The following is a 23,603-nucleotide window of genomic DNA, read 5'->3' as shown; positions in this document are numbered from 1 at the left end:
GAAGGGACGCTCCCATGGCTCAGCTCGCGCATCCTCCGACCCCGCGGCCACCTGCCTCGCACCGTTCGCCGTCGTTCTTCTTCAACGGCCATGCGCCGCGCCGCCGTGCGCTGGTGCTTGGGCTCGGCGCCCTGTTCGGGTTCGCGCTCACCGTGGTGTGGTCGGCGGAGTTCGTCGACAAGACCATCGCGGGGACGGTGGCCGACACCCTGCTCGGCCACCCGGCCAAGGAAGCGCCGATCTCCGGCGCCCTGGCGGGTGTCGCCTTCGCCCTGGCGACCGGCATCGGCGGTACCTTCACCGCCTGCAACGTCGCCGTGTTCAGCGCGATGGCCCCGCTGGCCGGACAGAAGACGACCCGCCGCGGGCGGATCGCCGGGCTGCTGAAGCCGCTGGGCTACCTCGCGCTCGGCGCGGTCGCGGTGTCCGCGGCGTACGGTGCGGTCGCCGCGCTCGTCGGCAGCGGGATGCCGCAGTCCGCCACGGCGTCGTCGGGCGCCGGGTTCTCTCCGCGGCTGATCCAGGCGATGGTCGTCTACGGGCTGCTGGGGCTGGCGATGACCTACCTGGGGCTGGCGGCGGCGGGCCTGGTCCGTGACCCGCTGGCCCGGCTGACCCGTCGCTTCCCGAACGCGCCGATGGTCGTGATGGGCGCGTTCATCGGCGCGTTCCTGATCGGGCGCCCGTTCGGCCTGTTCCGCCAGCTGTTCCGGGACACGGCGCAGAGCCAGAACCCGCTGTACGGCGCGGTGGCGTTCAGCTTCCAGACGCTCGGCAACATCGTGGTCGTCGCGGTGCTGTTCGTGGTGGTGTCGCTGGTGTTCGGCGACCGGTTGAACCGGTGGTTCACGGCGCGGCCCAGCCGGATGTCCGCCGTGATGGCGGCGTCGTTCATCGCGGCCGGCGTCTTCATGCTGCTCTACTGGGACGTGCGGATCCTGGCCCGCCGCGACCTGATCTGGTACCCGATGGCTCCCTGGGCCGGCTGACGCCGGCGGCGCCGCGCGTCGGAGGAGTCCGTGCGCGCGGCCGCCGCGGACGACCGCATGGGGACGGTGAGACGCGGCCCACACGCGGACCCCTTGAACCCGGAGCCGACTCCGGGTTCCAGCCTCGCCGCATGTCCCCCACCGCGCACGTCGCATCCCGACGCGTACGCCGTCGCGGGCCTGAAGACCGCCGCGGGCCATGACCGCCGTGGGCTTCCTCGGCCTGGCACTTCCCCCGGGCAGCCGGGCGTACCGCGCCATGGCGGCTGCGGCCGGAGCGTTCGTCCTCGTCAACGCGGCGGGCGTGGCAGCGCCCGTACTCGGCCCCGCCGAGGCGCTGCCGACCGTGGTCCTCACCGTCCTGCTGATCGCCACGTTCCGCCGGCGACTGCGCCGGGCCCGCACGCCCGGCCCCGTCCGGGGGGCCACGGCCTGAGGCAGGGCGGGCGAGGGTGGCGGGGTGGGCGGCCGGCGGTAGCATCCCGGCCGTGACCGCTCGCGTACACGTCCTTTCGGTTCCAGGTGGGCAGCCTGGCTCTCCCCGGGTGCTGTTGGTCGATCCGGCAGGTGTGCGGATACCGGCGCCGGAGCTGGCCGAGGTGTGGCCCTTCGATCCCGACGGTGAAGGCGGGGCCGTGGCCGCGGCGCGCTCGGCCGAGGGGGGTTGGGGGTATCTGGACCATACGGGCCGGTGGCGGGTGCCCCCTGTGCTGCAGGAGGCGAAGCGGCTGGCGTGGCCCGGGGGCCTGGCACGGTTCCGCCGGGGAGACGCCTGGGGATACGTGAACGCGCGCGGGGACGTCGTGGTCGAGCCCCGCTACCGGGAGGCCTCGGCGTTCTCCCACGGGCTTGCGGCGGTCCGTGCCGGCCGCAGGTTCCACTACGTCGACACCGCCGGTGACATCGCGATCGCGGGCCCTTTCAAGCCCGCCGGTCCGTTCTCGGCCGTTGGGCTCGCCGCCGTGCGCACCGGGGCGGACCGGCCGGCGGGCTACATCGACAGGGAAGGGCGGATGGCCGTGGAGCCCCGTTTCGACGAGGCGCTGGCGTTCGGCGCGCAGGGTGCCGCCCCGGTGCGGGTCGGTGACCGCTGGGGCCTGGTCGACACGGTCGGCGGCTGGATCGTCGAACCCCGTTACGCCCGGATCGACGAGTTCGGCGAAGACGGGCGGGCCTACCGGGTGGATGCCGGGCGGCCGTCGGACGGGTACGGCTACCTGGACGCGGCCGGGCGGACGGCGGTGCGGGGCGGGCCGGGGCTGTCCCCGGTCATGGCCTGCGGCCTGGTGCGTGACGACGACGCCGGCCTCCGCTTCCTCGACCGGGCCGGGCGGCCGGCCTTCGACGGCCGCTTCGAGTGGGCGGACGACTTCGACCCGCTGTCGGGCGCGTGCGTCGCGCGGCGCGGGGGGCGCTGGGGCGTGCTGGACGCCGTCGGCGGGTTCCGGGCCGTGCCGTTCCGCGAGCCTGTGACGGTCTCGGGAGACGTGGTCGGGTTCGGGCCGGGGCAGGGCGTGGCACCGTTCCTGGACCGGGACGGCACGGTGGTGTTCGTGAACCGGGCGGCCGAGGTGGTGGCCCGGCTGGGGGCGGGCAGTATCCTGCCCGCGGTGCTCAGCCGGGGGCCTGCCGAGCACTTCCTGGTGCCGGAGGCGCGGGACGGCGGTGTGGTGGGGCTGGCCACCGGTCTTCTGGCCGCCGAGCCCGTCGGGTTCTTTCCGTACTCGCTGGTGTTCGGCGGCAGGCGCAGCGTCACCGCGGTACCGGGGGCCGGAGGAGAGGGAGGCACCCGACTGCACACCGGTTCCCTGCTGGTCCTCGCCGAAAGCCATGTGAGCGAGGAGCTGTGGGGCGCCTACGGGTTCCTGGCCGACCAGGAGGGCGAGGCGTTCGCGGCCTACTTCACCGATCTCGCAGGGCAGTTGGCCGGACACTTCGGCGAGCCCGAGCACGACACCGTGCGGCTGCGGATCGGTGACGGCAACACGGCCCGGGTGTGGCACGTGAACGGACGGCGGCTGGTGCTGGAGGTGTACAGCCAGTGCGGGGACGGGGACTTCGAGCACCAGCTCCGGCTGGCCGCACTCGCTTGAGGGGCCGGTGCCCGGGCGGCCGCCCAGGCACCCGGAGGCAGCTCAGTGGTTGATGTGCCGGAGCGTGAACTCGGGCTCTGCGTACGGGCCGGCCTGGGGCCCTTCCGGGTCGAGGGGCAGGTCGGCCCCGGGGATCCGCGCCGCGTGGGTCTCGGCGTCGTCGAGCGGCGTGTACCCGAGCGTCGAGGGGTCGGGAAGCTCCCAGAACCGGCGGCTGTTGGCGGACACCGCGTACACGGTGGCGAACCTGATGTGGGACGGGGCCGTGAGGGCGGCCCGGGCGAAGCCGATGGCATCCCGGTGGCTGAGCCAGGTCGCCAGGTGCCGGCGTTCGGTCGGCGCCTCCTCGAAGCTCCCGATGCGCAGGCAGACGACCGAGAGCCCGAACTTGTCGGCGTAGAGCCGCCCCAGGGCCTCGACGGCCGCCTTGCTCACCCCGTACAGGCCGTCGGGTCGGACCGGATCCGCTGCACCGGTCAGCCGTGACACGGGGTGGAACCCGGTGACGCGGTTGCTCCCCGCCAGCACGACCCGCGCGATCCCCAGCCGGCGCGCGGCCTCGAGGACGTGGTGGGTGCCGAGCACGTTCGCCTCCAGAAGGTCCGCGAGCGGCGCCTCGTCCGGCAGGCCTCCCAGGTGGAGCACCGAGCCGGCCCCGGACAGGGCCTCCTCCACTGCCACCGGGTCGCGGAGGTCGACGATGCGGGCCTCCTCGTTCGCGGCGGCGTCCCGGATCGGGACGCGGTCGAGCAGGATCAGCCGCTCGGACTCCTCGCGCAGGGCGGCACGCAGCACCGACCCGATAGTGCCCGCCGCGCCGGTGACGGCGACAGTTCCCAGACCCATGACGGCTTCCTCACCCGCTGACGACTGCACGTGGCTGTCCGATCCCGCGTTCTCACGGGAGTTCGATTCTGCCACTCCGTCACCACTGCCCCGGGCCGGGGGACAGCCCCGGGCAGCCGCCTGAGGCCGACGCCTCCGCCCGTGCCGCCGTTGCGGAGACGCCGCCGCGGCCCCAGGGTGAAGGAGGAAGGCGCGGTGGCCGCGTGCGGCCACGGCGTACCGGGGAGGTGAACCGGCATGCCGGACCCGCGAGGCCTCGGACCGGGCGAGGCGGACAAGGAACGCAGTACGGCAGTGCTGGACGTGCGGGGCATGATCCGTGCCACCCAGCAGAACACCGTCGCCGCCGTGCTGGGCCGCCGGCCGGGGGTCCTGGACGTGGAGGTCAACCCGGTGGCGCAGTCGGCCACCGTCGTCTTCGACCCCCGCCGGACCTCGCTGGCCGAACTGCGCGGATGGGTGACCGAGTGCGGCTACCACTGTGCCGGCCAGTCGGTGCCGGCCCACATCTGCGACCCGATGGCCGAACCCGACCCGCCCGGTGCGGTGGAAGCGGCCGGAGCCGTCCACCCGGCGCACGCGGAGCACGGACCGGCGGGCGGGCCGCCCCCCGGCGAGGCGACGGCCCACGAGGGGCACGGCGGCCATGCCGGGATGTCGATGGCGGCGATGGCGGCCGACATGCGCAACCGCTTCCTCGTCGCGGTGCTCTTCTCCGTTCCGATCGTGGTCTGGTCCCCGATCGGCGAGGAGGTCTTCGGATGGCACGCCCCCGTCCCGTTCGGCCTCCGCCAGGACGTGTGGGCGCTGCTGCTGAGCCTGCCGGTGATCTTCTATTCGTGCTCGGTCTTCTTCACGGGCGCCGTCCGGGCGCTGCGCGCCCGCACCCTGGACATGATGGTGCTTGTGGCGGTCGCCGTCGGAGCCGGCTGGCTGTACTCGCTGGTCGTCACGCTCACCGGCGGCGGGGAGGTCTTCTACGAGGCCGCCACCGTCCTGGCCTCCTTCGTCCTGCTCGGCCACTGGTTCGAGATGCGCGCCCGCGGCGGCGCCAACGACGCCATCCGCACCCTGCTGGACCTGGCCCCGCCCAAGGCCGTCGTCCTGCGGGACGGCGAACCGGTCGAGGTCGCCACCGCAGAGGTGGCGGTCGGTGACCTGCTGCTCGTCCGTCCCGGTACGAAGATCGCGGCGGACGGGGTCGTGGAGGACGGCGAGAGCGAGGTCGACGAGTCGACCGTGACCGGGGAGAGCCTGCCGGTGCACAAGGCGCCGGGCTCCGCCGTGGTCGGCGCCACCCTCAACGCGAACGGCACTCTGCGCGTACGGGCGGCCAGGGTGGGCGCGGACACGGCCCTGGCCCAGATCGTCCGGCTGGTGCAGGAGGCCCAGAACTCCAAGGCACCGGGCCAGCGGCTGGCCGACCGGGCCGCGTTCTGGCTGGTCTTCGTCGCCCTCGCGGGCGGAGCGCTCACCCTCGCCGTCTGGCTGACGGCGTCCGACCGGCCCTTCGGCGAGGCCATGCTGTTCGCCATCACGGTGGTCGTCATCACCTGCCCCGACGCGCTGGGCCTCGCGACCCCCACCGCGATCATGGTCGGCACCGGGCTGGGCGCCCAGCGCGGGGTGCTGTTCAAGAACGCGATGGCCCTGGAGGCGTCGGCGGGGATCCAGACCGTCGTGATGGACAAGACCGGCACCCTCACCCGCGGAGAGCCCGAGGTCACGGAGGTCGTCGCGGCGCCCGGGCAGGATGCGGACGAGGTCCTGCGGCTGGTCGCCGCGGTCGAGCGCGAGTCCGAGCACCCGCTGGCCGAGGCGGTCGTACGCCACGCCGACTCGCGCGGCGCCCCGCCCTCGCAGGCCCGCCACTTCGAGAACGTGCCCGGTCACGGGGCGACCGCCGTGGTGGACGGCCACCGCATCGCCGTGGGCAACCGCCGGCTGGCCGAACGCGAGGGCATCGACCTCGGTCCGCTGGCCGCCCGGCGGGACGACCTGACCGCCACCGGCCGTACCGTCGTCATCGCCGCTGTCGACGGGCGGGCCGCTGCCCTGATCGGTATCGCCGACGCACCGCGGGAGACCTCCCGCGCCGCCGTGCGCGAGCTGCACGCCCTGGGCGTCGAGGTCGTCATGCTCACCGGCGACAACCGGGCCACCGCGGAGAGGATCGCCGGGCAGCTGGGCATCGACACCGTGATCGCCGAGGTCCTCCCCGGAGACAAGGCCGCCACCGTCGCCGAGCTCCAGCGCGGGGGCCGCAAGGTCGCCATGGTCGGAGACGGCGTCAACGACGCCCCCGCCCTCGCCCAGGCCGACCTCGGCATCGCCATCGGCGCCGGCACCGACGTCGCCATCGACACCGCCGACCTCGTCCTGATGCGATCCGACCCCCTGGACGTCCCCACCGCCCTGCGCATCGGCCGCGGCACCCTGCGCAAGATGCGCCAGAACCTCGGCTGGGCCATCGGCTACAACGCCATCGCCCTGCCCATCGCCGCCGGCGTCTTCGAACCCGCCACCGGCCTGATCCTCCGCCCCGAGATCGCCGCCCTGTCCATGTCCGGATCCAGCATCATCGTCGCCGTCAACGCCCTCGCCCTCAAGCGCCTCCGCCTGCCCGGTCCCGCCCCCGCGGACCCGGCGGCCCCGGACGCCGGCCGGGGCGGATAGCCGGATCCGGGGCGTACGGCGCCCCGGTCGGGAGCGGCATACGCTGGGTGATGTGACCGGTCACGAGCCCCGGACGCAGCCGCGGTCCCCACAGGCGCCGCGGATCGTCCTGCTGCTCGTTCTCGGTCTCCTCGTCGGGCTGCTCGGCATGCACGCCCTGCCGCGGCAGGACGTGGCCGAGCACATGCCGGTCCACCACGCCGCCGCACAGGACGCCCCGCGACACCAGTGCCCGGACGGCGAGGACGAGGTGCCGGCCCGGCACACCGGCCACGCGGACCGGATGTGCGCGTCCGCGGCACTGCCCGAATCCCCCGGCATCCTCGCGCCGGACACCGCGCCGCTGCCCGGCAGGCCCGGCGGCCTCGTGCACCCGTCGGCCGTACTGCCGAGCGTCCTGGCGTACGAGCCGTCCGGTGGGCGGGCACCGCCCCTGCTCGCCGAACTCCAGATCCTGCGGACATGAGGGTCCGTGCCGCGGTCTGCGCCTGAGGGCACGGGCCGCGGACGGCACAGTCCCCCATCCGCATCCGATCAGTGGAGTCCAGAGCCATGAACACGAACCGATCCCTGCCGCGCCGCGCGGCCTTGGCGGCCACGGCGGTCGCATCCGCCCTGGCCCTCGCCGGGTGCGGCAGCAATGACAGCACGAGCACGACCGGCACTCGCCCCCTGACCACAGCCACCCCGGCGTCGGTGCAGGACAACCGGCACAACCAGGCGGACGTCACGTTCGCGCAGGAAATGATCCCCCACCACCGCCAGGCCGTCCTGATGTCCGACATGGTCGCCGCCCACGGCGCGTCCGCCGACGTCAAGGCACTCGCGGAGAGGATCAGGAAGGCGCAGGTCCCGGAGATCGAGACCATGACCGGCTGGCTCAGGGCATGGGGCGAGAAGGTCCCCACCGGCATGGGCATGGACGGCATGGGCCACGGCAACGGCGACCGCGACGGCTCCGGCATGCCCGGGATGATGGACGCCCAGGGTATGAGCCGGCTGGGCGGCGCCCGGGGCAACGCCTTCGACACCATGTTCCTGACCATGATGATCGAGCACCACGAAGACGCGATCGACATGGCCGAGACCGAGAAGCAGCAGGGCGCCTACGGCCCGGCCAAGGACCTGGCCGACGCCATCATCACCTCCCAGACCGCCGAGATCGCCCAGATGCGGCAGATGCTCAGCGCCGGACGGCCGTAGCAGGCCGCGCAGGCGGCCCCCACCCCTCGGCAGGGCGGGGGCACTGCGGGATCCGGGGCCGTCGGGCCTTCGCCGGGCTCAGCCGGCCCGGCCGGTCCGCCATGTCGCCGCGCCGAGGACCAGGGCGCCCGCCACCGCCAGTACGCCGCCCGCCGCCGTGCACGCCAGCGTCGTGTCCGGTGAGGCTCCGGCCAGCCGGGGCACGGCGTTGACCGGCGCGGTCGCGTAGATCAGCAGCAGGGCGGCGCCCCGTGCGCGCAGCGGTGCCAGGCGGGCGCGCAGACGGCGCGGAACCCGGCCGGCGACCATCGCCAGACCGGCGGGGAGCAAAGTCAGGGAGAACAAGACCAGGGCGGCCCACTGCCACTTCATGGGGCGGTCCTTCTGCAGGTGCGCGATACGCGGGTGGATGGTCGGCCTCGGCGAGGGCCGCAGGCGGGCGTGACGAGCCCCGCGGCCGGGAGCGACAGCCCTGTTGGCCAGGAGCCGAGCGCCGTCACGCCGGCTGCACGTTACAGGCGTCTGCCGGTCCGCGGCCAGGGCCCCGTCGGCAGCGCGAGGCCCGGGGTTCTGCCGACAGGGCCTCGTCAACACGCCGTAAGGGGCGTGTAAAGTCCCCTGTGGCGTGCCGGGAAGTCTGGTCGGCGTTCAGGGGACAACTCTCTTCGCAGATCGGGGCTTTTTGCCATGGTGCTCGTCGCCGTCTTCGGTGTCGCACTGCTCATCGCGGTGCTGCTGTCCGGGCTCGCCGCCCGGACGGTGCTGTCCACGTCGCTGCTGTTCCTGCTCGGCGGAGCGCTGGTCAGTGACGGCTTCCTCGGCCTGATCCACATCACCGCCGAGAGTGAGATCGTCGGCGTGACCGCCGATCTCGCGCTGTTCGCGGTGCTGTTCACCGACGGCATGCACGTCTCGTTCCCCAAGCTCCGGGAGAACTGGAAGAACCCCGCCCGTGCACTGGGGCTGGGGATGCCGCTCGCCATGGTCGGCATGGCGCTGGTCACCCACTACCTGGTGGGCCTGGACTGGACGACGTCCTTCCTCGTGGGCGCCGTACTGGCACCGACCGACCCCGTCTTCGCGTCCGCCATCGTGGGACGCAAGGAAGTACCGCCGAAGCTGCGGCAGTTGCTGAACGTGGAGAGCGGAATCAACGACGGCCTCGCCCTGCCCGTGGTGCTGCTCCTCATCGCGGCCGCCGGGCCCACGTCGGGACAGGCGGAGGCCTCGCCGGGCATGATCGGTCTGGAGCTGGCGCTGGGCCTGGTCTTCGGCATCGTGCTGCCGCTGGCGGTCACCGCCCTGGTCCGCTTCCGGCTGCTGACAGCGGAGCCGAAACTCCAGCCGCTGCTGCCGCTGGCCACCGGGATCATCCTGTACGGCCTGTGCCACCTCACCCACGCCAACCCCTACCTGGCCGCCTTCGCCGCCGGCGCGGTCTTCACCGCCGTCTCGCCGGAGGCGAAGGCCGCCTTCGAGCCGCTGGGCGAGGCCCTCGCGGAGCTGGCCAAGTTCGCGGGCCTGCTGGTGTTCGGCGCACTGCTCACCCCGCAGCTGTTCGGCGACCTCTCACTGGGCGGGTACGTCACGGTGGTGCTGGCGATCGTCCTCATCCGCCCCGCATCGCTGCTGCTGTCCCTGATAGGCACCGGATTCGAGCGCCGCCAGAAGCTGGTGGCAGCCTGGTTCGGGCCCAAGGGATTCGCCTCGGTCGTCTACGGACTGCTGGTCCTCCAGGCCGGCATTCCCCAAGGCGAGCAGGCGTACACGCTGATCGCCGTGTGCATCGCCTTCTCGATCATCGCCCACAGCAGCACCGACGTGCCCATCGCCCGCCTCTTCCACGTCGACGAGGACACCGCGCCCGCGACGCAGCGGCCGACGCCGGTGGAGCATGCACGGTGAGGGGAACCGGCGGCAGGCGCGGGGTGACCGTATCGCGCAGGGCTTGGGCCCGCCGGATACGGCTCGCCCAACGAGAGCGCGCGCATGCCCTCGCCGCCGCCACGGATCAGCCGATGGAGCCGCTGGTCTGGAGGGCCGGCAGCACAGCGCGGATCGCTGCGGCCCTGTGGTGTGCGGTGTTCGTCGTGTCGACCATCCCGCCTGCGGGCGGAAGCCTGGCCGACCCGAGCGTCGGCGGGCTCGTCGCGGCGGCATGGACCTCGCTGGTGGCGGGCTGGGTCGCCTGCCGGCTGGCCCTGTGGCGGATCACCGCAGACGGTGACGGCATCCGGTTCAACCGGATGTGGTCCACGGCCGTCATGCCCTGGTCGGCCATCAGCCACGCCGAGGCCCGCCGGGACGGCTTCCTGGAGTTCGTCGGGCCCGCGGGCGAGCCCATGGGCGGGCTGTTCCGGCCGCCGTGGCTGAGCAGGCTGCTCGGCCGCCCGGACGACGCCGGCGAGGCTGCCGACACCCTGACCGCCCTGGCCCTCCACCCCTGGCTGCGCCCGTCCGTCCGGGTCGGCCGCACTCTGACGGACACGCCGTACGCCCGGTGGGCAGTCCCGCTGGGGATCCTGCTCTGCATAGCCCGGGATCTCGTCCACCGCTGACAGGTGCCCGTGTCCGGGGTTCGGCGCCGGCACCCACGAGCCCGGGGAAAGGCCGGTGGCCGGCACCCTCTCGGGGCCGGCCACGGCTGGATTCCCGGAGGGGATCAGGCGCTCGGTGCGGCGGCCTCGCCGACGAGCTCCTCCAGTACGTCCTCCATGGTGACGAAGCCGATGACGCCGCCGCCGGTGCCGGTCACCGCGGCGAGGTGGGTGCCTGCCGTGCGCATGGCGGTCATGGTGTCGTCCAGGGGCGTGTCCTCGGCGATCCTGGTGACCGTGTGGAGTGCCCTGCGGGGGAACGGCGCGGTGCGGTCGGTGGCGGCGAGGGCGTCCTTGATGTGGAGGAAGCCCAGGATCTCGCCGTTCGCCCCGGTGACGACCAGGCGGGAGAAGCCGTGCTGTGCAGCGGTTCGCTCCAGCCCCCGCGGGGTGATGCCCTCGCCGACGCTGACGAACTGCTCGCACGGGATCATGATCTCGCCGACCGCACGGGTGCCGAGCTGGAGGGCGTCCTGGAGGCGGTCGCTGTCCTCGTGGTCGATCAGGCCTGCGTCGCGGGAGTCCTTGACCAGCCGGGCGAGCTCGTCGTCGGTGAAGACGGAGGCGACCTCGTCCTTGGGCTCCACCTTCAGCAGGCGCAACAGGGTGTTGGCGAAGGCGTTGATGCCGAAGACCAGTGGACGCAGGGCGCGGGTGAGGGCGACCAGCGGCGGGCCGAGGAACAGGGCGGTGGGCGCCGGGGCGGCGAGCGCGATGTTCTTGGGGACCATCTCGCCGACCAGCATGTGCAGGTAGGTCGCCAACGTGAGCGCGATGACGAAGGCGATGGGGTGGATCAGCGCCTCGGGTACGCCGACGGCCTCGAAGGGGGGCTCCAGCAGGTGGGCGATGGCAGGCTCGGCGACGGCGCCGAGCACCAGGGAGGAGACGGTGATGCCGAGCTGGGCGGTCGCCATCATCGCGGACAGGTGCTCCAGGCCCCACAGGGTCGCCTTGGCGCGGCGGTTGCCCTTGAGTGCGGCAGGTTCCACCTGACTGCGGCGCACCGAGATCAGGGCGAACTCGGCGCCGACGAAGAAGGCGTTGGTGACCAGGGTCAGCGCGCCGATCAGCAGCTGGATCGTGGTCATCGTCCCTCCTCCTCGGTCTTGTCGTCCGCAGCCGGCGCTGTGAGGTTCACGCGGTCGGCCCGGTGGTGGTCTATGTCGAGCACGGTCAGCTCCCAGCCGGCGACGGTGACGGTGTCACCGGCCACCGGGATGCGTTCCAGGACGGTGGCGATCAGGCCCGCGAGGGTTTCGTACGGGCCGTCGGGCGCTTCGAGGCCGATCTTCTCGAGCTGGTCCAGGCGGACGGATCCGTCGGCCTCCCAGGCGCGGCGGCCGTCCTCCTCGGGTGCTTCGATGAGGTCGGGGACCTCCACGGGGTCGTGTTCGTCGCGGACTTCGCCGACGACTTCCTCGACGATGTCCTCCACGGTGGCCACGCCGGCGGTGCCGCCGTACTCGTCGATGACCACGGCCATGGTGCGGGCCGTGCGCAGCCGGCCGAGCAGGGTGTCCACGGGAAGGGAGTGGGGCACGAGCAGGGGCTCGGTCATCAGGTCGGTGACCGCGGTCAGGGCGCGCTTGTCCTCCTCCAGTGCCAGGACGTCGCGCACGTGGAGGGTGCCGATCACCTCGTCCAGGCTGTCGCGGTAGACGGGGAAGCGCGAGATGCCGGTGGCCAGTGTCAGGTTCGCCGCGTCCAGGGCGGTGGCGTGTGCCTCGAGGGCCTTCACGTCCACGCGCGGGGTCATGACGTTCTCCGCGGACAGCTCGCCCAGGTGCAGGGTGCGGACGAACAGCTCGGCCGAATCCGGCTCGATGGCGCCCTCGCGGGCCGAGTGCCGGGCCAGTGCGACGAGCTCCTCGGGGGTGCGGGCGGAGGCCAGTTCCTCCGCGGGCTCCAGCCCGAAGCGGCGCACGAGGCGGTTGGCGGTGTTGTTCAGGTGCCGGATGAGCGGCGCGAACGCCGCGGTGAAGGCGCGCTGCGGGCCCGCCACGACCTTGGCGACGGCCAGGGGGCGGGAGATCGCCCAGTTCTTGGGGACGAGCTCGCCGACCACCATCAGCACGATCGTGGACAGCGCCACCCCGAGAAGGGTCGCGGTGGTCGACACCGCGCCGGAGGGCAGGCCCATCGCCTCCAGAGGGCCACGCAGCAGGGCCGAGACCGAGGGCTCGGCGAGCATGCCGATGACCAGCGACGTCACGGTGATGCCCAGCTGGGCACCCGAGAGCTGGAACGTCAGGCGTTTCGCCGCCTTGAGGGCACTCGCCGCGCCCCGCTCACCGGCAGCGGCCGCACGCTCCAGCTCGCTGCGCTCAACGGTGGTCAGGGAGAATTCGGCGGCGACGAACACCGCGCACGCCAGGGTGAGGGCGAGCGCGAGGAGCAGCAGCAGGATCTCGGTCACCGTGCCACCCCCGCTCCCGACTCAAAGGTTCTCGGGCAGGGCGTGGCACGGCAGGGACTGGGAGGTTCACCCATTGCGGGTCTGCTGCTCCGTTTCTTTATCGGCGGGCCTCGGGGCCCGGACGCGCATGTGGTTACACACAGTATCCGCCCCCGATGGTAAAGGGCAAGTAAATCCGCTGCTGGCCGCTTCGCCCGGTCGACCGCCACGGCGCGCAGGGGAGTCTTTTTGCGCCGATCCGGTGACGGCGCCTTGCGGCGGACAGACTACCTCTATGCTTCTACATGTGTGTAGATTCTGCTGGTGGTGATCTTCGCGCACCTTCCGTTCGGCGTGCCCGCGCGCCGCCAACGGCGGTCGCAGGGACACCTTTTGGCGGATCTCTGTGTTGACTGCACGTTTCTTCAGGGAGGGACCTTTCATGGCTTCGATCGATCTCGACAAGGTGCTGGACAAGGCATGGGCGGACAAAAGCGTGGCGGAGGTCCTCGCAGCGCCGGTGGACGCGCTCAAGGGCGTCAGTGAGCGGCAGGGGGAGCTGCTGAAGGAAGCGTTCGGGATCAAGACGGTCGCCGACCTGGCCGATCTGAAGTTCGCCCGCTGGGCCCAGGCGCTGGCCGCGCTGGACGCCGCGAAGTAGTACGAAGCAGTACCCCGCGCCGCCGGCGCACCCCTCTTCGCCCCGGCGGCAGGCCGCCGGGGCGCCTGCCTTGGTGAACCATGACTGAAGGAGTGAACGCCACGATGGTGTTCAAGCGACTGCTCGGCTCGATGGGGGTCGGCGGCCCGGCCGTGGACACGGTCCTCGCCCCTGCCGGCGCCGTCCCCGGCGGCACCCTGTCCGGCGAGGTCCGCCTGACCGGCGGGCGCGCGGACTTCGACATCGACCACATCACACTCGAACTCGTGGCCCGTGTCGAGGCCGAGACCGACCACGGCGAGCACGACGGCGCGGTCGTCTTCGAGCGCTTCACCGTCGGGGGCGGCTTCCGCCTTGCCGAGGGCGAGCACCGCAGCGTCCCGTTCGCGGTCGCCCTGCCGTGGGAGACCCCGGTCACCGAGCTGTACGGGCAGCCGCTGGGCATCGTCCTGGGGGTGCGCACCGAACTCGGCGTGAGAGGTGCCAAGGACAAGGGCGACCTCGACGCCCTCACAGTCCGGCCCCTGCCGGTCCAGGAAGCGGTTCTGGAGGCGTTCGGCCAACTCGGCTTCGGCTTCAAGTCCGCCGACCTCGAGTACGGGCGCATCACCGGCACCGGCCAGCAGCTGCCCTTCTACCAGGAGATCGAGCTCACCCCGTCCTCCCGGTACGCCCACCAGGCGAGCGAGATCGAGATCACCTTCCTCGCGAACCCGGCGGGCATGGAGATCGTCGTCGAGGCGGACAAGCGCGGCGGCCTCTTCTCCGGCGGCCACGACGCCCTCGCCCGGTACACCGTCAGCCACGACCAGGCGGCGCACACCGACTGGAACGCCGAGGTCGACTCCTGGATCAGCCGTCTCCTCGCCTCTCACAGCGGCCACGCGGCGCACGGCTCCCACGGCCACGACCCGTACGGCCACGGGCACGCGGTCGGTCACGGCCACAAGGACGACCACGGCGGCCACCGCACCGGCCCCGGCATGGGCACCGTCGTCGCCGCCGGTGCGGCCGGCCTCGCCGTCGGCGTCGTCGGCGGCATGGTCGCCGCCGAAGCCGTCGACGAGATCGGGGACTTCTTCGAAGGGGACGAGGACGAGGACGAAGAGGCTTAGGTGTTCTGTCTCGGGAGGTCGTGGCCGGGTGAACCGGGTCTCGGCTGAGGGATCTTGAACGAGTGAGGGCCTTCCGGTCCGGTGTGGACTGCGACGTCCACACCTGGCCGAAAGGCCCTCGTGCCCCACCGTAATGCACCCCTGCCCGAGACCGGACGGCTGCGGCCGGCCCGCTGCGTGGTTGGCGAACACCACGAGCTGCGGCGGCGTTTCAAGGCGAAGGGCACCAACACCTACGTCCTCGTCGACCGGTGGGGTGCAACCGTCCTGCACGCCCGCAACCCCGGTGTGAGAACCCTGCAGCGCGAAATCGACGCCCTCGCCCCCACGGCACGGCCCCTCCGGGCTGCCGGCATCGAGGAGTCCGCATCGATCTGCGGCCGGCTACGCGTCGAGCGCGGCGTGCAGGATGAAGAACAGCGTCACCGCCGAGTTGGCCGACGACAGAGCCGACACCGTCACTCCCGCGGCAGCCGTCCACATGGCCAGGCCCAGCGTCGTGAACACCGAGAACCAGTTCCTCGCAACGGGCGCGGGGCCCAGCAGCGCCGCCACCCGGCGCGGCACCGGCCCGGCGGCGAAGTGCGCCAGCGACGCCCCGGGCGCCCCTCTGGACACGAGAGCCGACTTGCCCACCGCCAGTGCGACCGTGCGGCGACTGCCGGTCCGGGCCGCCGCCTCCTCGTCCGCCCACCGCTCCGCCGTGAAGGCCACCGCCGTCCGCAGCGGGCGCAGGAACGGGTTGGCACGCGCCGCCAGCTGCACCCCCAGCAGGAACCGGTGGTGGCGGTACGCCAGATGGGCGCGCTCGTGGGCGAACAGCGCCCGCCGCTCGCCCGGAGTGAGCCCGGCCAGCATGCCGGAGCTGACCACGACCTGCCCGCCACCCCGCCAGGCGGGCAGCGCGTACGCGTACGCAGCCTGATCGGGCAGCACCGCCACCGATCTGCCGGCCAGCCCCGCCACAGCGCGCGCAGCCTGCCTGCGCACCCTCACATGCCGCCACCCGGCCGCCAGGCAGGACACCGTGACGGCGAGGAGCGCCGGGATCGCCACCCGCCCGGCGACCTCGTCGTAGGGGACCGCCTTGCGGACCTCCGGATCCGACCAGCCGTCCGGCAGGGGATTGCCCGGCAGCTGTGCGGTTCCGACAACCATCAGCAGCGCCAGGCACAGCGTGCTGCACACCGCGAGCAGCACCGCCGTCCACGTCAGCAGCCGCGTGGCCGTGCGCGGATGGAGCCGGAACTCGGCCAGCCGGGCAATCGGCCAGGCAGTCAACGGCAGTACGAGCGGCAGGAAGACGAAAACCCCCATGCCGTCAGTCTTCACCCGTTTCCGACGCCTGCGCCAGCAGATCCCGCAGCAGCTGCTCGTCCCCGGGGGACAGCGCCGTCACGAAGCTCGCCAGCACGGCCTGCCGGTCCGCCCCTGCGTCCAGCACCTTGCGCATCCGCAGCGCGGCCAGTCCCGCCTCGTCGGCGACGGCCGTCCACTCGAAGGAGCGGCCTGCCCGCTCCCGGGCGACGGCGCCCTTGGCGTGGAGGCGCGTCAGGATCGTCATCACCGTCGTGTAGGCGATACCGCCGCCGATGCGCTCCTGCACCCAGCCGGCCGTGACCGGGCCCGACCCCTCCCCCACGGCGGCCAGCACCTGGGCCTCCAGCTCGCCCTGGCCCCGACGGCGGGACGCCTGCCCGGCACCGCTGTTCGCGTCGTCTCTCACCGTCGTCAACCTCCCGTACACGCCGGCCTCATCCTACTGACCCACCCGCCCCCTGCAGTCTGCGGATGCGCGGGGCGTACGCCGAGTCCGGCCGGCGGTCCGGGCGAGGCGGAGGGCGGGCAGCACGGCGTGTGGCCGCGACCGGACCCCCGTCCCGGTCGCGGCCCCGCACCGCTTTGCCTGCCGCTCGCCTCAGCAGCCGCCGGATGGGGCGGGGGCGGCCCCGATGGTGAGGGTGGCCGGGGCCGCGCAGCACCCGCCGCCGGTCTCCTCCGCGGCTGCGGGCTCGTCGAAGAGTCCCGCGCCGCCGCACACCCCGGTCTCCGGGAGGGTGAGTTCGACGCGCTCGGCGGCTTCCCGGTCGCCGGCGAGGTGGGCGGCGATGGAGCGGACCTGCTCGTAGCCGGTCAGGGCGAGGAAGGTGGGGGCGCGGCCGTAGGACTTCATGCCGACGAGGTAGACGTCCTTCTCCGGGTGGGACAGCTCGTTCACTCCGTGCGGGTAGACCGTGCCGCAGGAGTGCTGGTTGGGGTCGATCAGCGGCGCGAGGGCGAGCGGGGCCTGGAGGCGGTCGTCCAGGCCGAGGCGGAGTTCGTCCAGGAACGCCAGGTCAGGGCGGAAGCCGGTCAGGACGATGACCTCGTCGACCGGGTCCAGGCGGCGGCCGTCCTCGCCGACGAGGACCAGGCGGCCGTCCTCGGCCCGCTCGAAGGCGTCGGTGCGGAAGCCGGTCGCCGCCTCGGCGTACCCGTTGTCGACGGCGGCCTTGGCGGCGAGGCCGAGGGCGCCGCGGGCGGGCAGCTGGTCGGCTTCGCCGCCGCCGAAGGTGGAGCCGGAGATGCCGCGGCGCAGGACCCAGAGCGCCTTGGTCCCGGCGCCGTCGTCGGCCTCGGCGAGGTCGGCGAGGTAGGCGAGGGCGGTGAAGGCGGAGGCGCCGGAGCCGATGACGGCGGTGCGCTTGCCCGCGTAGCGGGCGCGGACGGCCGGGTCCCTGAGGTCGGGGACGCGGTAGGCGATCCGGTCGGCGGCGGCCTTCTCCCCCAGCGCGGGCAGTCCGCTGCCGCCTGCCGGGCCGGGGGTGGACCAGGTGCCGGAGGCGTCGATCACGGCGCGGGCGAACACGCGCTCCTCGCGTCCGTCGGCGTGCTCGACGTGGACGACGAAGGGCTGGGCCTCGCGGTCGGCGTCGACGACGCGGTCGCGGCCGCTGCGGGAGACGCCGGTGACGCGGGCCCCGAAGCGGACGCGGTCGCCGAGGGCGTCGGCGAGGGGCTGGAGGTAGAGCTCGGCCCAGTCCCCGCCCGTGGGGTAGGAGGCCGCATCCGGCTTGACCCAGCCGGTGGGGGCGAGGAGCTTCTCGGCGGCCGGGTCCACGACCTCGCCCCACCGCGAGAACAGGCGTACGTGGGCCCAGTCGCGGGTGGCGGCGCCTGCGTGCGGGCCCGCCTCCAGGACGAGGAAGTCCAGGCCGCGGTCTTCGAGGTGGGCGGCGGCGGCCAGGCCGGCGGGTCCGGCCCCGATCACGACGACGGGTAGGCCGGTGGGGGTGGCAGGCGCGTTCACGATTCGACTCCCAGGTTGTTTCGATACCTGTCGATGGGTTGTGCGATCAGCATGGCATCTGTTTCGATGTGCGTCAACATAGACATTCATCGAATTCATGGGGGTCGTCGTGGAACACGTGGAAGCCGTCGTCATCGGGGGCGGCCAGTCCGGTCTCGCCGCAGCACACGCGCTGGCCGGGCAGGGCGTGGCGCCGGTCGTCCTGGAGGCGTCGGACCGGGCGGCCGGGTCGTGGCCCCGGTACTACGACAGCCTGACCCTGTTCTCCCAGGCCCGGTTCAGCTCGCTGCCGGGCCTGGCGTTCGGCGGCGACCCGGACCGGTACCCGCACCGGGACGAGGTCGCCGCCTACCTCGACCGCTACGCCGCACACCTGGACGCCGACATCCGCACCCGCCGGCGGGTCACCGGCGTCACCGCCGCTTCCGACGGCTTCCGCGTCGAGCTGGAGGGCGGCGCGCGCATCTCGGCAGGCGCGGTGGTCGCCGCGTCCGGGAGCTTCGGCCGCCCGCACCGTCCCGGGCTGCCCGGCCTCGCGTCGTTCACCGGGCAGGTGCTGCACGTCGCCGACTACCGCGGCCCCGCCCCGTTCGCCGGCCGGCGCGTCGTGGTGGTCGGGGCCGGCAACTCCGCGGTCCAGGTCGCCGCCGAACTCGCGGAAACGAGCCGTACGACGCTGGCCACGCGGGCGCCGGTGCGGTTCGCCCGCAGGAGCCTGCTCGGCCGGGACCTGCACTTCTGGCTCACCCTCAGCGGCATCGACACCGCCCCGCTGGGCCGCGTACTGCGCACACCTCCCACCCAGCCCGTTTTCGACCCCGGCCGCTACCGGGCCGCCCTCGCCGCCGGACTGCCGGACCGCCGCCCGATGTTCACCGACCTGGACGGCAACAAGGTCACCTGGGCTGACGGCAGCACGGAGGCGGTGGACTCGATCATCCTGGCCACCGGCTACCGCCCCGACCTGCCCTACCTGACCGGCCTCCGCGGAGCCCTCGACGCCTCCGGCCGGCCCCGTCACCGCGCGGGCGCCTCCCTCAGCCATCCCGGGCTGGCATATGTGGGACTGGAGTGGCAGCGCAGCCTCTCCTCGAACTCGCTGCGCGGATGCGGCCGCGATGCAGAGCGGGCCGCCCGCCGCCTGGCCGCCCGCCTCAGGCGCGGGAGGACACCCCTCCCCCACTAGTTCGATATGTGTCAACATAGACGTATGTCGAATGCGAAGGTGTTGCCGCTCCTGGCGCCCGAGGCCGCAGCGCCCTGCTGCCCGCCGCTGACCGAGCGCCCGATGTCGGCGGAGGAGGCAGAGGTCGCGGCGAAGATGTTCAAGGCGCTCGGCGACCCCGTGCGCCTGCGGCTGTTCTCGGCCGTCGCCTCCCACGAAGGCGGGGAGGCCTGCGTGTGCGACATCTCCGACGTGGGCGTCTCCCAGCCGACCGTCTCCCACCACCTGAAGAAGCTGAAGGAAGCCGGCCTGCTGTCCTCCGAGCGGCGCGGAACCTGGGTGTACTACCGGGTCGAGCCGTCCGTGCTCGCCGCCATGGGCGCGCTGCTGGCCGGCGCGGCAGGAACGGCGTGAGCGCCGTGCACATCGCCCCGCTGCTGCCCGGGCACTCCCGGCAGGTCCTTGCGATCTACCAGGCGGGAATCGACGAGGGCAACGCCACCTTCGAGACCGCGGCCCCCGACTGGGCCGCCTTCGACGCCGCCAGACTCGCCGAGCACCGCTTCGTCGCGCTCGACGAGGACGAGGCGGTGCTCGGGTGGGTGGCGGCGAGCGCGGTCTCGGACCGGTGCGCCTACGCCGGTGTGGTCGAGCACTCTGTCTACGTCCACCCCGGCGCCCGGGGCCGCGGCGTCGCCCGGGCACTGCTGGATGCGCTGATCGCCTCCACCGAGGCGGCCGGGATCTGGACGGTCCAGTCCGGGATCTTCCCCGAGAACGCCGCCAGCCTCGCTCTCCACGAGCGGGCCGGCTTCAGGGTCATCGGGACTCGCGAGCGCATCGGCCGCCATCGCGGCGTGTGGAGGGACGTGGTCCTTCTGGAGCGCCGCAGCCCCGTGATCGGCTGATCCGGACTTCTCGGTGCCGCGAGCCGCCTGAGGTGGCGGTGCGGTCAGGTGAGGAGGTGCCGGATCTGCCGGGCGGCTTCGCGGGCCGGTCGGCCGACGCCGATGAGTGTGGCGGAGGCGGGGCCGGTCCAGTCGCCGTAGCCGAGGAGGTGCAGGCGCGGCTCGTCCACGGAGCGGGTGCCTTCGGTGGCGATGTGTCCGCGGCTGCCCCGCAGGCGCAGGCCGGCGAAGGGGGCCAGCGCAGGGCGGAAGCCGGTGCACCAGATGACCGCTGCGGCCTCGGTGCGGCTGCCGTCGGCCCACTCTGCGCCGGTCGCCGTGAGGCGGGTGAACATCGGCTTCGCGGCCAGGAGCCCGGCGTCTCGGGCTGCACGGACGGCGGGGACGGCGACGATGTCGCCGAGGGAGGCGACTCCGCCGGTGTCCGCGCGGCCTGTGTCAAGGGCCCGGCGCCGGGCGGTGGCGTGGTCGAAGAGGGCCCGGCCGTCGATGTCGTCGGCGAGGTAGCGCGGCGGTCGCCGGGTCACCCAGGTCAGCTCGGCGGTACCGGCGAGGTCGGCGGCGATCTGGGCGCCCGAGTTCCCTCCGCCGACCACGATCACGCGCTGCCCGGCGAACTCCGCCGGGCTCTTGTACTGGACGGCGTGGAGCAGGCGGCCGGTGAAGTCGCGGCGGCCGGGGACGGCGGGCAGGAAGGGACGGGTCCAGGTGCCGGTGGCGCTGATGACGGCGCGGGCCTGCCAGTCCCCGCAGTCCGCCTCGACCCGCAGCACCGGGCCGACCCGGTGGACGGCGCCGACCCGCACGCCGTGCCGTACGGGGAGTTCGTACCGCTTCTCGTAGTCCGCCAGGTACGCCGCGACGTGGCCGGCATCGGGGTAGAGCTGCCCCTCCTGGACGGGCATGAGCCGGCCGGGGAGGGAGGAGTAGGCGGCCGGGGAGAACAGGCGCAGGGAGGCCCAGGTGTGCTGCCAGGCTCCGCCGGGCGCCGTCTGGGCGTCGAGGATGACGTGCTCGATGCCCAGACGGCGCAGGTGGTAGCCGGCGGCGAGCCCGGACTGGCCGCCGCCGATCACCACCACGTCCGTGCGGTGCGTCATGTTGCGGGCTGCCCCTGTACGGTCCTGCCCTGCATGAAGATGACCGCCACGAGCGCCAGGCCCACCGCGGCGCCGATCAGCTGCATGCCGATGAAGCCCGGCACCGAGGAGGGCGCGATGCCGGCGAAGGTGTCGGTGAAGGCCCGGCCGACGGTCACGGCCGGGTTCGCGAAGGACGTCGAGGAGGTGAACCAGTACGCCGCGCCGATGTACGAGGCCACCGCGACGGGCGCGAACCGCAGCCGGTCCGTCCGGGCCAGGCCGAAGACCAGCAGGATCAGGCCGGCGGTCGCGACGACCTCGCCCAGCAGCAGGTTGGCGTCGGAGCGCTCGTGGGTGGACCACTTCACCAGCGGCTGCCCGAACATCGCATCCGCCAGGACCGCACCCCCGATGGCACCGGCGATCTGGGACGGCACGTACACGGCCACCTCGCGGGCGTTCACACCGGCGCCGCCGCGGCGGGCACTCCACCACTCCGCCAGCGTCACGGCCGGGTTGAAATGCGCACCGGAGACCGGCCCGAGCAGCGCGATCAGCACCCCGAGCCCGAAGACGGTGGCGGTGGAGTTGGCCAGCAGCTGCAGGGCGACATCGTCGGTGAGTCCGGTGGCCTGGATGCCGGAGCCGACCACGACGGCGACCAGGGCGGCGGTGCCGACCAGCTCGGCGGCGGCGCGGGCGACCAGCGGGGTACGCGCCGGGGTCGCGCCCGGCGCGGGCCGGGGCACGCCGGCGGCGGCTGCGGCGGACTCCGCCGCGGGGACGGCAGCCCCGACGGGCTCAGTGGTGGTCAAGACGGGATCTCCTCGGGCAGGTGAGGCAGACGGGTCAGGGACAGGACCGCTTGAGGTTCGCCTCGGCGGTCGCACGCGCGGTCTCGGCCAGTTCGGCGAACCGACCGGCGAGGGCTTCGATGGCCTCCGGGCGCAGGCGGTAGTACGTGTACCTCCCGCACGGCTCCGTCTCCACGACACCCGCCTCACGCAGCACCTTCAGGTGGTTGGAGAGGTTGGTCTGCTTCGCTCCCGTCTCCTCCACGAGGTGGGTGGTGCAGAGCGTCTCCCCGGCGAGGAGGGTCACGATCCGGAGCCTGAGCGGGTCGGCCAGAACCCGGATCAGATCAGCGTCGACTGACGTCATCATGGACTGATACTGTCACATCAGCTGGGGCTGACGCCAGCCCGCGAGATCCTGGGCGGCGCGCCCTGATCGGCCGGCGCGGGTCAGCCCCGCGCGGCGAGGGCTCGGCGTACGGCGTAGACGGCGGCACCCAGCGCGATCACCGCGGTCCCGGAGACCACCGAGGAGGAGGGCAGGGCGAAGGCCAGGACGAGGCAGCCGGTCAGCCCGACGGCAGGGACCAGGCGGTTCGGGCGCCCCTCGTCGGGGGTGAGGGTCCAGGCGGAGGCGTTGGCGACGGCGTAGTAGACCAGGACGCCGAAGGAGGAGAACCCGATCGCCCCGCGCAGGTCCCCGGTCGCCGCGGCCACGGCCACCACGGCGCCGACGAGGAGTTCGGCGCGGTGCGGGACCTTGAACCTGGGATGGACGGCGGCCAGGGCGTGCGGCAGGTGCCGGTCGCGGGCCATGGCCAGGGTGGTGCGCGAGACACCAAGGATCAGCGCGAGCAGGGAACCCAGCGCGGCGACGGCGGCACCGACCCGGACGACGGGGACGAGCCAGTCCGCGCCGGAGGCCCGTGCGGCGTCCGACAGCGGCGCCGCCGCCCCGGCCAGCCCGTCCGGGCCCAGCACGCTCAGCGCGGAGACCGCGACGAGGGCGTAGACGACCAGGGTGATGCCCAGCGCGATCGGGATCGCCCGCGGGATCGTGCGGGCCGGGTCGCGGACCTCTTCCCCCAGGGTGGCGATGCGCGCGTACCCGGCGAAGGCGAAGAAGAGCAGCCCCGCCGCCTGGAGCACTCCGCCGGCCGTGGCGTCCGAGCCGACGTCCAGCCGGGCCGCGTCCGCCGCACCGGAGGTGAGGGCCGCAACCACCACGGCGGCGAGAACCGCGAGGACCACCGCCACGATGACCCGGGTCAGCAGCGCGGACTTCTGCACCCCGGCGTAGTTCACCGCGGTCAGCGCCACCACCGCGGCGACCGCGACGGCGTGGGCCTGCCCCGGCCAGACGTACGAGCCGACGGTGAGCGCCATCGCCGCACAGGAGGCCGTCTTGCCGACGACGAACCCCCACCCGGCGAGGTAGCCCCAGAACTCGCCGAGGCGCTCGCGCCCGTACACGTAGGTGCCGCCGGACGCCGGATAACGGGCGGCCAGCCGCGCGGAGGAGGTGGCGTTGCAGTAGGCGACCACAGCTGCCAGGGCCAGCCCGACCAGCAGCCCGGAGCCGGCTGCACGCGCCGCCGGGGCAAGCGCGGCGAAGATCCCGGCGCCGATCATCGACCCGAGACCGATCATGACGGCGTCGGGCACGCCGAGCGTCCGCCGCAGCTCCTCCGGGACGCCGGCGGCGGCGGCGGGGGGCTTGCTCATGGGCACACTCCTCAGCGCTGCGAGGCGACACGCTTACGGGCTCCGATATCGGCAGACGATAT

The 23,603-nt window shown here is 73.3% G+C and carries 24 protein-coding genes and 2 pseudogenes; 15 read left to right on the top strand and 11 right to left on the bottom strand.

Translation table 11 applies throughout. From position 1 onward, the window contains the following. Window positions 1-14: 14 nt before the first annotated feature. The 4 genes and pseudogenes from C0216_RS11920 to C0216_RS34975 all read left to right on the top strand — a co-directional run bounded on the left by C0216_RS11920 (window position 15) and on the right by C0216_RS34975 (window position 3,082). Window positions 15-989, top strand: a complete 975-nt coding sequence (locus tag C0216_RS11920; protein ID WP_114055246.1) for a hypothetical protein — start codon at window positions 15-17, stop codon at window positions 987-989. 199 nt (window positions 990-1,188) lie between these two features. Then, complete coding sequence (locus C0216_RS11915) at window positions 1,189-1,425, top strand: hypothetical protein (RefSeq protein ID WP_114055245.1); 237 nt, start codon at window positions 1,189-1,191, stop codon at window positions 1,423-1,425. Window positions 1,426-1,441: 16 nt separating this feature from the next. Further along, window positions 1,442-1,744 (top strand): annotated as a pseudogene (locus C0216_RS35315) (hypothetical protein); the annotation flags it as partial. A 27-nt stretch (window positions 1,745-1,771) separates the two neighbouring features. Continuing rightward, a complete protein-coding gene (locus C0216_RS34975; protein ID WP_162793177.1) occupies window positions 1,772-3,082 on the top strand; it encodes a WG repeat-containing protein in 1,311 nt (436 codons plus the stop codon). Window positions 3,083-3,124: 42 nt separating this feature from the next. On the opposite strand, the gene C0216_RS11905 is transcribed toward C0216_RS34975, so the two are convergent. Beyond that, window positions 3,125-3,928, bottom strand: a complete 804-nt coding sequence (locus C0216_RS11905; RefSeq protein ID WP_114055243.1) for an NAD-dependent epimerase/dehydratase family protein — start codon at window positions 3,926-3,928, stop codon at window positions 3,125-3,127. 237 nt (window positions 3,929-4,165) lie between these two features. On the opposite strand from C0216_RS11905, the gene C0216_RS11900 reads away from it, so the two are divergent. From C0216_RS11900 to C0216_RS11890, 3 genes are all read left to right on the top strand, one after another. After that, window positions 4,166-6,604: a heavy metal translocating P-type ATPase gene (locus tag C0216_RS11900; RefSeq protein WP_114055242.1), complete on the top strand. Its 2,439-nt coding sequence runs from the start codon at window positions 4,166-4,168 to the stop codon at window positions 6,602-6,604. 52 nt (window positions 6,605-6,656) lie between these two features. Then, window positions 6,657-7,070, top strand: a complete 414-nt coding sequence (locus C0216_RS11895; RefSeq protein WP_246042495.1) for a DUF6153 family protein — start codon at window positions 6,657-6,659, stop codon at window positions 7,068-7,070. Window positions 7,071-7,156: 86 nt separating this feature from the next. Next, entirely contained in the window at window positions 7,157-7,807 is a 651-nt protein-coding gene (locus tag C0216_RS11890; RefSeq protein WP_114055241.1) for a DUF305 domain-containing protein, read from the top strand. A 78-nt stretch (window positions 7,808-7,885) separates the two neighbouring features. Here C0216_RS11890 and C0216_RS11885 read toward each other — a convergent pair whose 3' ends face one another. Beyond that, the gene (locus C0216_RS11885; RefSeq protein ID WP_114055240.1) at window positions 7,886-8,179 is read right to left on the bottom strand and encodes a hypothetical protein; all 294 of its coding nucleotides are present in this window, start codon (window positions 8,177-8,179) and stop codon (window positions 7,886-7,888) included. Window positions 8,180-8,494: 315 nt separating this feature from the next. Between C0216_RS11885 and C0216_RS11880 the strand changes: the two genes are divergently transcribed. Together C0216_RS11880 and C0216_RS11875 are read left to right on the top strand one after the other, a co-directional pair. Further along, the gene (locus C0216_RS11880) at window positions 8,495-9,712 is read left to right on the top strand and encodes a cation:proton antiporter (RefSeq protein ID WP_114055239.1); all 1,218 of its coding nucleotides are present in this window, start codon (window positions 8,495-8,497) and stop codon (window positions 9,710-9,712) included. Window positions 9,713-9,825: 113 nt separating this feature from the next. After that, window positions 9,826-10,365 carry a hypothetical protein gene (locus C0216_RS11875; protein ID WP_114055238.1) on the top strand — a complete coding sequence of 180 codons (540 nt, stop codon included), beginning with the start codon at window positions 9,826-9,828 and terminating at the stop codon, window positions 10,363-10,365. A 104-nt stretch (window positions 10,366-10,469) separates the two neighbouring features. On the opposite strand, the gene C0216_RS11870 is transcribed toward C0216_RS11875, so the two are convergent. After that, a complete protein-coding gene (locus C0216_RS11870; protein WP_114055237.1) occupies window positions 10,470-11,495 on the bottom strand; it encodes a hemolysin family protein in 1,026 nt (341 codons plus the stop codon). Beyond that, window positions 11,492-12,823 carry a hemolysin family protein gene (locus C0216_RS11865; protein ID WP_114055236.1) on the bottom strand — a complete coding sequence of 444 codons (1,332 nt, stop codon included), beginning with the start codon at window positions 12,821-12,823 and terminating at the stop codon, window positions 11,492-11,494. Before C0216_RS11865 ends, C0216_RS11870 begins: the two co-directional genes overlap by 4 nt. 421 nt (window positions 12,824-13,244) lie before the next feature. Here C0216_RS11865 and C0216_RS11860 point away from each other — a divergent pair, with 421 nt between their 5' ends. The 3 genes and pseudogenes from C0216_RS11860 to C0216_RS35310 form a co-directional block, all read left to right on the top strand. After that, window positions 13,245-13,463, top strand: coding sequence for a hypothetical protein (locus C0216_RS11860; protein ID WP_046776758.1), 219 nt, complete (start codon window positions 13,245-13,247; stop codon window positions 13,461-13,463). A 104-nt stretch (window positions 13,464-13,567) separates the two neighbouring features. Next, complete coding sequence (locus tag C0216_RS11855; RefSeq protein ID WP_114055235.1) at window positions 13,568-14,578, top strand: sporulation protein; 1,011 nt, start codon at window positions 13,568-13,570, stop codon at window positions 14,576-14,578. A 120-nt stretch (window positions 14,579-14,698) separates the two neighbouring features. Beyond that, a pseudogene (locus tag C0216_RS35310) lies at window positions 14,699-14,833 on the top strand (IS481 family transposase); the annotation flags it as partial. A gap of 129 nt (window positions 14,834-14,962) precedes the next feature. Here the strand turns inward: C0216_RS35310 and C0216_RS11850 are convergent. From C0216_RS11850 to C0216_RS11840, 3 genes are all read right to left on the bottom strand, one after another. Then, on the bottom strand, window positions 14,963-15,895 hold the full coding sequence (locus tag C0216_RS11850) for a M56 family metallopeptidase (RefSeq protein WP_114055234.1): 933 nt from the start codon (window positions 15,893-15,895) through the stop codon (window positions 14,963-14,965). 4 nt (window positions 15,896-15,899) lie between these two features. Beyond that, a complete protein-coding gene (locus C0216_RS11845; RefSeq protein ID WP_114058614.1) occupies window positions 15,900-16,304 on the bottom strand; it encodes a BlaI/MecI/CopY family transcriptional regulator in 405 nt (134 codons plus the stop codon). Between the two features lie 192 nt (window positions 16,305-16,496). Further along, a complete protein-coding gene (locus C0216_RS11840; protein WP_114055233.1) occupies window positions 16,497-17,867 on the bottom strand; it encodes an FAD-dependent oxidoreductase in 1,371 nt (456 codons plus the stop codon). A 97-nt stretch (window positions 17,868-17,964) separates the two neighbouring features. Between C0216_RS11840 and C0216_RS11835 the strand changes: the two genes are divergently transcribed. The 3 genes from C0216_RS11835 to C0216_RS11825 are packed head-to-tail and all read left to right on the top strand — an operon-like array spanning window position 17,965 to window position 19,940. Continuing rightward, window positions 17,965-19,053 (top strand): flavin-containing monooxygenase, encoded by a 1,089-nt coding sequence (locus C0216_RS11835; RefSeq protein ID WP_428985420.1) that lies wholly within the window; start codon window positions 17,965-17,967, stop codon window positions 19,051-19,053. Between the two features lie 24 nt (window positions 19,054-19,077). Next, on the top strand, window positions 19,078-19,446 hold the full coding sequence (locus C0216_RS11830) for an ArsR/SmtB family transcription factor (protein WP_114055232.1): 369 nt from the start codon (window positions 19,078-19,080) through the stop codon (window positions 19,444-19,446). After that, on the top strand, window positions 19,443-19,940 hold the full coding sequence (locus C0216_RS11825; RefSeq protein WP_114055231.1) for a GNAT family N-acetyltransferase: 498 nt from the start codon (window positions 19,443-19,445) through the stop codon (window positions 19,938-19,940). Before C0216_RS11830 ends, C0216_RS11825 begins: the two co-directional genes overlap by 4 nt. 44 nt (window positions 19,941-19,984) lie before the next feature. On the opposite strand, the gene C0216_RS11820 is transcribed toward C0216_RS11825, so the two are convergent. The 4 genes from C0216_RS11820 to C0216_RS11805 form a co-directional block, all read right to left on the bottom strand. After that, window positions 19,985-21,040 carry an ArsO family NAD(P)H-dependent flavin-containing monooxygenase gene (locus tag C0216_RS11820; protein WP_114055230.1) on the bottom strand — a complete coding sequence of 352 codons (1,056 nt, stop codon included), beginning with the start codon at window positions 21,038-21,040 and terminating at the stop codon, window positions 19,985-19,987. After that, window positions 21,037-21,837, bottom strand: a complete 801-nt coding sequence (locus C0216_RS11815) for an aquaporin (protein WP_114055229.1) — start codon at window positions 21,835-21,837, stop codon at window positions 21,037-21,039. Before C0216_RS11815 ends, C0216_RS11820 begins: the two co-directional genes overlap by 4 nt. A gap of 34 nt (window positions 21,838-21,871) precedes the next feature. After that, window positions 21,872-22,186 carry an ArsR/SmtB family transcription factor gene (locus C0216_RS11810; RefSeq protein WP_114055228.1) on the bottom strand — a complete coding sequence of 105 codons (315 nt, stop codon included), beginning with the start codon at window positions 22,184-22,186 and terminating at the stop codon, window positions 21,872-21,874. A gap of 80 nt (window positions 22,187-22,266) precedes the next feature. Continuing rightward, window positions 22,267-23,541 (bottom strand): APC family permease, encoded by a 1,275-nt coding sequence (locus C0216_RS11805; protein WP_114055227.1) that lies wholly within the window; start codon window positions 23,539-23,541, stop codon window positions 22,267-22,269. Between the last annotated feature and the right edge of the window lie 62 nt (window positions 23,542-23,603).

Source organism: Streptomyces globosus, from assembly GCF_003325375.1.
GTDB classification, from domain to species: Bacteria; Actinomycetota; Actinomycetes; order Streptomycetales; family Streptomycetaceae; genus Streptomyces; species Streptomyces globosus_A.
This window is presented reverse-complemented; position numbering and strand designations above follow the sequence as displayed.

Excerpts from the sequence above, each read along its gene's own strand:
- C0216_RS11855 (WP_114055235.1), top strand. The coding sequence starts at position 13,568 with ATGGTGTTCAAGCGACTGCTCGGCTCGATGGGGGTCGGCGGCCCGGCC.
- C0216_RS11890 (WP_114055241.1), top strand. The coding sequence starts at position 7,157 with ATGAACACGAACCGATCCCTGCCGCGCCGCGCGGCCTTGGCGGCCACG.
- C0216_RS11860 (WP_046776758.1), top strand. The coding sequence starts at position 13,245 with ATGGCTTCGATCGATCTCGACAAGGTGCTGGACAAGGCATGGGCGGAC.
- C0216_RS11885 (WP_114055240.1), bottom strand. The coding sequence starts at position 8,179 with ATGAAGTGGCAGTGGGCCGCCCTGGTCTTGTTCTCCCTGACTTTGCTC.
- C0216_RS11900 (WP_114055242.1), top strand. The coding sequence starts at position 4,166 with ATGCCGGACCCGCGAGGCCTCGGACCGGGCGAGGCGGACAAGGAACGC.
- C0216_RS11870 (WP_114055237.1), bottom strand. The coding sequence starts at position 11,495 with ATGACCACGATCCAGCTGCTGATCGGCGCGCTGACCCTGGTCACCAAC.
- C0216_RS11920 (WP_114055246.1), top strand. The coding sequence starts at position 15 with ATGGCTCAGCTCGCGCATCCTCCGACCCCGCGGCCACCTGCCTCGCAC.
- C0216_RS11805 (WP_114055227.1), bottom strand. The coding sequence starts at position 23,541 with ATGAGCAAGCCCCCCGCCGCCGCCGCCGGCGTCCCGGAGGAGCTGCGG.
- C0216_RS11835 (WP_428985420.1), top strand. The coding sequence starts at position 17,965 with ATGGGGGTCGTCGTGGAACACGTGGAAGCCGTCGTCATCGGGGGCGGC.
- C0216_RS11875 (WP_114055238.1), top strand. The coding sequence starts at position 9,826 with ATGGAGCCGCTGGTCTGGAGGGCCGGCAGCACAGCGCGGATCGCTGCG.
- C0216_RS11880 (WP_114055239.1), top strand. The coding sequence starts at position 8,495 with ATGGTGCTCGTCGCCGTCTTCGGTGTCGCACTGCTCATCGCGGTGCTG.
- C0216_RS11905 (WP_114055243.1), bottom strand. The coding sequence starts at position 3,928 with ATGGGTCTGGGAACTGTCGCCGTCACCGGCGCGGCGGGCACTATCGGG.
- C0216_RS11915 (WP_114055245.1), top strand. The coding sequence starts at position 1,189 with ATGACCGCCGTGGGCTTCCTCGGCCTGGCACTTCCCCCGGGCAGCCGG.
- C0216_RS11820 (WP_114055230.1), bottom strand. The coding sequence starts at position 21,040 with ATGACGCACCGCACGGACGTGGTGGTGATCGGCGGCGGCCAGTCCGGG.
- C0216_RS11810 (WP_114055228.1), bottom strand. The coding sequence starts at position 22,186 with ATGATGACGTCAGTCGACGCTGATCTGATCCGGGTTCTGGCCGACCCG.
- C0216_RS11830 (WP_114055232.1), top strand. The coding sequence starts at position 19,078 with ATGTCGAATGCGAAGGTGTTGCCGCTCCTGGCGCCCGAGGCCGCAGCG.
- C0216_RS11850 (WP_114055234.1), bottom strand. The coding sequence starts at position 15,895 with ATGGGGGTTTTCGTCTTCCTGCCGCTCGTACTGCCGTTGACTGCCTGG.